The following is a 6712-nucleotide window of genomic DNA, read 5'->3' on the forward strand; positions in this document are numbered from 1 at the left end:
GGCACACCGCGGCGGGGCATGGCGGGACATAAGGCCCGCGGCCATGGAACAAACCGGCCGCTGCCGCGAGCCGGAGTGCCAAAGCGCTGGCAGAAGGCCTGGAGAAGGCACAGCCCAGGCCGTACGGGCGACTTCCGGCGCATTCAGGCGGAGCGCGGCCGGATGCTTCCCGGTAACATAACGAGCCATGGCACCGGAAATCGCGATCGACGGTACCCCGGTCGCCAGCACGCGTCCGCCGGGCACAGATCGGTGCGGGCCGCGGCAACGAGATCCACGCGATCGAGGATCCGCTGGATGCGCTCCCCCGCGATGAACGACGCGCCCGAGCCGGTCATGGGCTGCCCCGGCGGCGAGCGGGACGATGTCACCGGGTAACCGAAAACGTCACCGGGTAACCGGAAACCGACGGACGACACCGCTCCCGACGAAGCCGGGAGTGAGGACGACGGCATAGTGCACCACACCCGACAGAACATCCGTACTCACCCGTTGCGGCCGTCCTACCGGACGGGGAGCGTTCGTCATACCCTTCGCGCAACTTCCCGGCACGGCACACGTCCGAATCGGTAAAATATCACCGAACCGGGCATGCCGCGCCCCGACTGTCCACAGGAGCCAGACCGATGCCCATTGCCACCCCAGATATCTACGCCCAGATGCTCGACCAGGCCAAGGCGGAGGCATTCGCCTACCCTGCGATCAACGTCACGTCGAGTGAAACCCTGAATGCCGCACTGAAGGGCTTCGCGGACGCCGGGAGCGACGGTATCGTACAGATTTCCACCGGAGGGGCCGAATTTCTCTCCGGTACCCGGGTGAAGAACATGGTGCTCGGCGCGCAGGCGCTGGCCGAGTTCGCCCACCATGTCGCCAAGGCGTACCCGGTCAACATCGCGCTGCACACCGACCACTGTCCTGCCGGCAAGCTCGACACCTACCTGCGCCCCCTGGTCGCGATCTCCAAGGAGCGGGTGCTCAGGGAGGGCCGCGAGCCGCTGTTCCAGTCCCACATGTGGGACGGCTCCGCGGTCGAGATCGAGGAGAACCTCAAAATCGCCGACGCGCTGCTGGCGGACACGGCCCAGGCGAAAATCGTCCTGGAGGTGGAGATCGGTGTCGTCGGCGGTGAGGAGGACGGCATCGTCGGCGCGATCGACGAGAAACTGTACAGCACGCCCGAGGACATGTGGCGGACCGTCGAGGTCCTCGGCGCCGGGGAACGGGGCCGCTACCTGGTCGCGGCAACCTTCGGAAACGTGCACGGGGTATACAAGCCGGGCAATGTGAAACTCCGTCCGAGTATCCTGCGGGATGGTCAGCAGTATGTCGCGCAGAAGCTCGGGCTGCCAGCCGGGGCCAGACCTCTCGACCTGGTCTTCCACGGCGGGAGCGGTTCCGACCTGTCCGAGATCCGCGAAGCGGTGGATTACGGCGTGATCAAGATGAATGTGGACACCGACACCCAGTACGCGTACACCCGGCCGGTCGTCGACCACGTCTTCCGGAACTACGACGGCGTTCTGAAGGTGGACGGCGAGGTCGGCGTGAAGAAGCACTACGACCCGCGCAGCTACGGCAAGGCGGCCGAAGTCGGCATGGCCGCCCGAGTCGTGAAGGCGTGCGAGGACCTGCGTTCCGCGGGACGCTCCCTCGCCAACTGACCCCGCTCGGGCGGGACGGCCCCACAACACGCTCGCCAGACCGGGCTTCGTCGTCCGGCTGGCGAGCGTTCGCGTGCGGGTGCCGACCCATCGGCCTCCCGGCGCCCGGGTGACCGGATGGCCGTCACCTTTCAACGGCCATCCGTATATGACGCAGGTTCCGGAAAGGTCGCATCATCGTCGGATCACGGCACTGTACGTATGGTCCTGCCGTTCGACGTGTCTTCGGCTGAATCAGCGGTGTTCCGCGCCGCGGGCGCCGGGCCGGCCGGGCCCGGCTTCCGGCCCATAGCACGCGGATCGCCGGCCCACGCACTGGCTCCTATCCGGATAATCCGGCCCCGATCGCCACCGGCACGGCGGGATACCGAGTTTTCCCGGCAATAAAAGTATGATGAAATCAATAAGCGCGCGTACCCGTGCGCTACCATCCGCTCCCGGGCCCCGACAAGAGCCGCCGGCCCGGTGTGCGCATCCTCACGAAGCGTATTCCCCGCTTGTTCGGCGCCCAGCAATTGTTGTTATGGTCTGCGCCGTGCTCGCGACACAGCGAACACACGTCGGGCGGCACGCCGAATCCTGCCCTCGCCCGACGAAAACCCAAACTCGTGGCAGGAACGGGGGACCCACTTCTGGGCGCCGATACCGGGCGTCCTCGGGGTGAAGCCGCACATGCGGCCGGGCAGTCCCAGCCCGAACCCGACAGCTCACTTCGCAGGCGTGGGGAAGGGCATAAAACCAATATGTCCAGTGCACGTTCCCGAAATCGACAGCACGGAACCGGCCGAATCCGGCTGGGCGCGCGGGCGCTGGTAGTCGCTCCCGCGCTGGCCGCGGCGGTCGGCGGAAGCATCGTGATGTCACAGCCCGCCAGCGCCGCCACCACCTGGGCGCAGCTACGCCAGTGCGAGTCCGGGGGGGACTACACCGTCAATACCGGCAACGGTTATTACGGTGCCTACCAGTTCTCGCTGAGCACCTGGCAGAGCCTCGGCTACCCGGGGCTGCCCAGCGACGCCTTGCCAGCCACCCAGGACGAGGCCGCGCTGAGACTGGCCAACCGGTCCGGCTTCGGCCAGTGGCCGGTCTGCGGCCAGGGGATGGGCGCCGACCAGCTGGTGGCGAGCGCCAGCTCGTCCGGGGCCGGATCGCCCAGCACCGGCACCGGCACCGGCACCGGCTCGGCGGGCGCGGCCGGGTCGACCGGGGCCCAACGCTGGGTGGTGCGTCAGAGCGCGCAGAGTCTCGCGGACAACACGCTGTTCACCACCGGGCTGATCTATCAGGTGCGCTCGGACGTACGAGCCTGGCAGCGCCAGATGAACAGGCTCGGCTACCGGATCAGGATCGACGGCCGCTACGGCCCCCAGTCCGCCTTCGCCGCCACCCTCCTGCAGAACTCGCGGGGACTGCAGGTGGACGGTATCTGCGGCCCACGGACCTGGACGGCCACCTTCGACTGAACACGGCCAGCCAGCCAACCAACCGGCCAACCGGCCGAACAGCCGGCCGAACAGCCGGCAACTGGCCGAACGACCCAGCGGTCGAACGGCCTCTGGCGGACGGCACCGCCCACCGGCGGCACGCACAGTCCGCACACAGCCGGCCCACCCGTGGCTGGACATCCGACCGGACCGGGCTGGCGCGCCATGGACAGCGCAGCCACGATCCCCTTTCATGCCAGGCCTCCGGCCGCATCCAGGAGAACCCCGGATGCGGCCGGCCCGGATCCGGCCCGGCAGGGCCGGGGACCGCTCCGGACGGCTCCGCTTCCCGGAGTGCCCCAGAAGTGACAACAAGCACATTCACGATACGAAAGAAACTTCGTCCGTCACCATAAGTCACAGAAATCGGAGAAGGCGACCCCGCCGCGGGGCGGAGTCACACCGTCAGCTACGGTGACACGTTCAAGGCGCTTAGCCCATTCGGGTGATAACAGTCACGTCGGTGTAGTTCATCCGACACCCCGATTTGCTTCGATAGAACCAGACTCGCTAGAGTCCTCCCCACTCGCCGGATCGGTGAGGCCGCCCGGACGGACGCCGAGTCCTGTCCCCGTTCGGTACGGCCCGAGCTACCGCGGAGCCACAAGGACAGGATCGGGGGAACCACCATCCGGACGTCCGTCCACGGAGTCCTTGGGGTAAAGCCGGCAGTGCCTCCTGGTGCCACCGGCCGGGCCTGATTCCCGCCCGCACCCGACAGCTCACCTCGTAGGCGACGGGAAGGACCGACCCACATGCCGTCTGGTGGCAGGCACCGCGCCCCGCAACCTCCCTCCACCGTCATGAAGGTCCTGCGTACCACCGGTGCCGTGACGGCACTCGTGAGCAGTGGCCTGGCTGTCACGACCGCACCCGCAAGCGCCGCGACCGCTGACGACTTCGCCAAACTCCGCCAGTGTGAGTCCGGCGGGAACTATCTGATCAACACCGGCAACGGCTACTACGGCGCCTACCAGTTCGACGCCCAGACCTGGCATGCCCTGGGCTACTCCGGCCTGCCCAGCGGCGCGCCGCCGACGCTTCAGGACGAGGCTGCCTACAAGCTCTACAACGCCCGTGGCTGGTCCCCGTGGCCGTCCTGCGCGTCCAAGCTGGGCCTGAGCCGTAGCGGCCCGGCACCGTCGTCCAGCGGTATCGTCGCCCCCAGCGCTCCCACCACCAGCCCGGTACAGCGTGCGATTACTCCGGTGCAGCCAGCGATGACGCTGGAACGCGCCAAGGCCCTGCTGAACTCCGAGAACTTCACCGGGACGGCGCTGTCCAGCACACTGGCCGGCGAGGTCCGCCCCGACGCCTACGTCTGGCAGAGCGAGATGCGTCAGAAGAGGTTCATCCTCCAGGTGGACGGACGCTTCGGGCGGGAGTCCCAGGGACTGGCATCGCTCTACTCGTATCTGACCCGGGTGGACGACGGCGGCGCTGGAGTGGTCGGCAAGAACCTCTGGGACGTCACCGTCACCAACCCGACCGTCCTGTAGCATACCGGGTGCACCTTTCGTACCATTTTATGACTTTGAAATTTTGCGGCTAAAGGTCACGGGACGCTCAACGCCGTTCCTTTGCCGCCGGGTCGCGGCCGGGTGCCCTGCCCGCCTCGTACCCCGATCAGGTGATGGACCTGCCGGCTCTCCCCCTCCCGGCGGGTCCATCATCTGACGGACTTCCCCCTCCGGCTGGCTGCGCGGCCGGCCGGATCCGGCAGGATGAGCCCCATGACACCCTCGCCCGAACGACCGGATCTGCTCGGTGGCCCACCACCGGCCAAGCTCACCATCGATCCCGCCGCGGCGCAGGCGCTGAGCGCCGGCGAGGATCCGCAGACCGTCGCCGGCCGTTTTCCCGGCTCCAGCCTCGCCTGGGCAACCCTGGCCGAACGCTCCCTCGACGCCGGCAGCCCGGTGACCAGCTACGCCTACGCCAGGACGGGATACCATCGCGGCCTCGACCAGCTACGCCGCGCGGGCTGGCGCGGGCACGGGCCGATCCCGTGGTCCCACGAGCCCAACCAGGGCTTCCTGCGGGCGCTCGCGGCACTGGCCCGCGCGGCCACCGCGATCGGCGAGACCGAGGAGGCCACCCGCTGTCGCGACTTCCTCGCCGACAGCGACCCCCAGGCATCCGACGTCCTGGGGCTCAAGGCCACCTGAAGCCACCGGAGAGGCCCCGCGCGGCAACCCGCCAGCATGGGCCGCCAACGGCTCGCCGGCACTCTACTGACGTCCGATGTAAGTTACGGGCGATGCAGGCAGAGGCGGATGACGTTCGTCAACCGCACCGGAGAGCTTGCCGCGCTGGAACGCTGGTGGGCCTCGACCGACCCGCGGCCGGTGGTGGTCTGGGGACGGCGCAGAGTCGGCAAGACCGCCCTGCCGCACCGCTTCGTCGCCGGACGGCGGTCGGTCTTCCACACCGACGCCGGCCGCGCCGCCCGCGGCGAACTGGCGCAGCTGTCCGTCGCGGGCTCGCTGGTGCCGGCCAGCGGGACGCGGACCGGCCAGGCCCGATCCGCCTCGCCGTCTGCGCCCGCGAGGAGATCCGCAACCCGCCACCCGGAATCCTCACCGTCACGGCCGACGACATCTTCTCCCCGCTCTGACGCCTTCTCCCCGTCCTGACGCCGCGCCGGGCCCCGGGACCGATCCGCTGTCGACAGGTCGGCAGGAGCACTGAAGCGCGGCGGACACCGTCTCGATCCACGAAGTCCGTAAACCGCCTCGGGTGGGCCGGTGTCTCGGGGCGACGCGGCAAACCGGTCGGCACGACAAACGATGTGAATCCAGGATTGTGGCCACGGCACCGAATTCACGTCGTTCGGCAGCCAACGCCGCGGTCACGGCCGTGGTCGCCGGAACAGCGGACGGAACAACCGCCGGAACAGTGGCCTTGTTGTTTGCTGATACCGGTTTCAGCACGGACAAGGCCCGATGTATGCGGATCCGGTGCATACCGTGCTTCCATGCCCTCTGCCGAACACGAATCCCCGGTCGCCCTGACCAAGCTTGACCCGGACCTGATGGCCTGGCTGTTGGCCACCGTGTTCGACGTCAAAATGCCCGATTACCACCACGCTCGCACCGAGGCCACCGACGTCCGCGTCATGGTCCCGCGCACCTACCACGCCGACGGCATGGTGCTGTTCTGCGATCCGGTGGACCGGCCGCTGCTGGCGGCCGTGCTGGAGATCCAGCGTGGCCGGGACCTCGCGAAACAGCGAACTTGGAAGCTGTACGTGGCCCAACTGGAGGCCGAGCTGGACGTCGACACGGCGCTCGTGGTCTTCTGCCCCGACCCGGCGACAGCCCGCTGGTACCGGCGCATGCTCCCCCCGGACGGGCCGAGCGGCCTGCTGCTCCGGCCGCTGATCTTTACGCCGGGTGACGTGCCGCTGGTGGTGGACGTACGGCTGGCCCGGGCGAACCCGGCGCTGGCGGTGCTCTCCGCACTCTGCCACGGCGGTGGCGCCGAGGTGGACGCGATGTTCCCGGCGTTGTTGGAAGCGTTGCGTTCCGTAGGCCCACAGAAAGAGATCTTGTACTATGACGT

Annotated in this window: 5 protein-coding genes, 1 pseudogene and 2 riboswitches; all 6 genes and pseudogenes read left to right on the top strand. The window is 68.4% G+C overall.

The features are described from left to right. Positions 1-626: 626 nt before the first annotated feature. Complete coding sequence (gene fbaA, locus NBW84_RS14715; protein ID WP_250285305.1) at positions 627-1664, top strand: class II fructose-bisphosphate aldolase; 1038 nt, start codon at positions 627-629, stop codon at positions 1662-1664. Positions 1665-2251: 587 nt separating this feature from the next. Further along, positions 2252-2400, top strand: a riboswitch (cyclic di-AMP (ydaO/yuaA leader). A gap of 7 nt (positions 2401-2407) precedes the next feature. Continuing rightward, positions 2408-3127 (top strand): transglycosylase family protein, encoded by a 720-nt coding sequence (locus NBW84_RS14720; protein WP_250285306.1) that lies wholly within the window; start codon positions 2408-2410, stop codon positions 3125-3127. A gap of 605 nt (positions 3128-3732) precedes the next feature. Beyond that, a riboswitch (cyclic di-AMP (ydaO/yuaA leader) is annotated at positions 3733-3898 on the top strand. 5 nt (positions 3899-3903) lie between these two features. Further along, positions 3904-4647: a transglycosylase family protein gene (locus tag NBW84_RS14725; protein WP_250285307.1), complete on the top strand. Its 744-nt coding sequence runs from the start codon at positions 3904-3906 to the stop codon at positions 4645-4647. Positions 4648-4881: 234 nt separating this feature from the next. Then, positions 4882-5316 carry a DUF3151 domain-containing protein gene (locus NBW84_RS14730; RefSeq protein ID WP_250285308.1) on the top strand — a complete coding sequence of 145 codons (435 nt, stop codon included), beginning with the start codon at positions 4882-4884 and terminating at the stop codon, positions 5314-5316. Between the two features lie 108 nt (positions 5317-5424). Continuing rightward, positions 5425-5784 (top strand): ATP-binding protein, encoded by a 360-nt coding sequence (locus NBW84_RS14735; protein ID WP_250285309.1) that lies wholly within the window; start codon positions 5425-5427, stop codon positions 5782-5784. A gap of 341 nt (positions 5785-6125) precedes the next feature. Further along, positions 6126-6712: pseudogene (locus NBW84_RS14740) on the top strand (hypothetical protein); the annotation flags it as partial.

This window comes from Protofrankia sp. CiP1_Cm_nod2, assembly GCF_920664355.1.
Taxonomy (GTDB): Bacteria; Actinomycetota; Actinomycetes; order Frankiales; family Frankiaceae; genus Protofrankia.

Coding starts and splice junctions, on each gene's coding strand:
- NBW84_RS14730 (WP_250285308.1), top strand. CDS start 4,882: ATGACACCCTCGCCCGAACGACCGGATCTGCTCGGTGGCCCACCACCG.
- fbaA (WP_250285305.1), top strand. CDS start 627: ATGCCCATTGCCACCCCAGATATCTACGCCCAGATGCTCGACCAGGCC.
- NBW84_RS14725 (WP_250285307.1), top strand. CDS start 3,904: ATGCCGTCTGGTGGCAGGCACCGCGCCCCGCAACCTCCCTCCACCGTC.
- NBW84_RS14735 (WP_250285309.1), top strand. CDS start 5,425: ATGACGTTCGTCAACCGCACCGGAGAGCTTGCCGCGCTGGAACGCTGG.
- NBW84_RS14720 (WP_250285306.1), top strand. CDS start 2,408: ATGTCCAGTGCACGTTCCCGAAATCGACAGCACGGAACCGGCCGAATC.